This is a genomic window from Endozoicomonas sp. ONNA1 (genome assembly GCF_024606325.1).
GTDB lineage: Bacteria > Pseudomonadota > Gammaproteobacteria > Pseudomonadales > Endozoicomonadaceae > Endozoicomonas_A.
In genome coordinates, this window is sequence record NZ_JAHHPN010000370.1 from 1 (window position 1) to 1,218 (window position 1,218).

Sequence of the window (1,218 nt, forward strand, 5' to 3'; positions counted from 1 at the left end):
ACCAATTTATTGCAACCGCAGTAGGACAGCCTTAAGTCCGACAGGCTGCTAGAAGTGTACTTTGAGTGGCTGCTTGCTGAATGTGGCAGAGATCCTGTTACCGGCAGTTGGCTGGGTGATTGTCCGGTCACTCCCTGACACTCAGATCCAAGGCCATAACAATAGCGTCCTCAGCCTTATGATTTTTGCTGGCCGGGTAGTAGTTTTTGCGGCGGCCAATTTCGCTGAAGCCTGACTTCAGGTAGAGGCTGAATGCTTTTTTGTTGGATTCCCGCACCTCAAGAAACAGGGTTTCAGCCTGTTTGGCTGAAGCGTCGATGAGTTGATTCAGCATGGCAGCGCCGAAGCCTTTGCCCTGTTCGTTGCGAGAGACAGTCAGAATCAACAGGCTGGCCTCTCCTGCAACCAGCATGACGACTCCCTGGGCAACAATTCTGCCCTCGTGCTCGGCTACCATGCAGAGATAGCCTGAGTCGATACTATTCAGGTAGTGCTTTTGATTCCAGGGGTGAGGCCCGGCTTGCTGCTCGATAGCCTCTAGCTCCGGAATGTCCTGATGAGTCATTGCTCTAAATGACAGCATAATAAGTTTTCTCTTTCCGTGATAACTGAGGGATATCGGGCGTATGACACCAGCACCGGTTGCTGAGCATAATCAATTTTGCGTTTGTGGAGAGGATTATGACGAGGTCAGCTCTTTGATGATCGGAGAAATATCCTGCCAGGCTTCTGACTTGAGGGCTGGAAGTTTCATTAACTCATTAAGGCCGTGGGTGACGATAAAGTGTTGATGGGAATGAAGGCCTTTCTGCAAACCCCTCAGTTCGCTGAATGGTCGGTTGGGATCTATAACAAAACGGGCTGCTGCCTGACCAAAGAGCAGGACCACTTTTCGTCTGGCCAGTCCAAACTGGTTACTAAGGTAGGCGCATACTGCGTCAGCAGCGGCAGAGTCATTCTGACTAAGGTGCTCCATCAGGCCAATATTTCCCAGTGGCCAGACAAAGTCACTGAAAGGCAGAGTTTCAGACTCTGCTGGCAATTGAATGGCGCGAAGAATATCGCTGAGTAATCGCTGGTGAAAGCGTGAAAATTGATTCAGTCCGGAGTGAGGCATTTCAGCGACTACCAGACAGTGTTCGTTTGCAGCCAAAGTTACAAGCCTGAACTTGCTGGTTTCTTCTGACTGGTGTTCATTAATAACGCGCTGTTTTACTG

General features: G+C 50.0%; 2 protein-coding genes. Both read right to left on the reverse strand.

The genetic code is table 11. The features are described from left to right. Positions 1-127: 127 nt before the first annotated feature. Positions 128-583, reverse strand: coding sequence for a ribosomal protein S18-alanine N-acetyltransferase (gene rimI / locus KDK19_RS08520; protein WP_257254733.1), 456 nt, complete (start codon positions 581-583; stop codon positions 128-130). 96 nt (positions 584-679) lie between these two features. Further along, positions 680-1,218: hypothetical protein (locus KDK19_RS08525; RefSeq protein ID WP_257291737.1), on the reverse strand; the 539-nt coding region annotated here is incomplete at its 5' end.

Bases quoted from the DNA above. Each gene is read 5' to 3' on its own strand.
- rimI (WP_257254733.1), bottom strand. From the start codon at position 583: ATGCTGTCATTTAGAGCAATGACTCATCAGGACATTCCGGAGCTAGAG.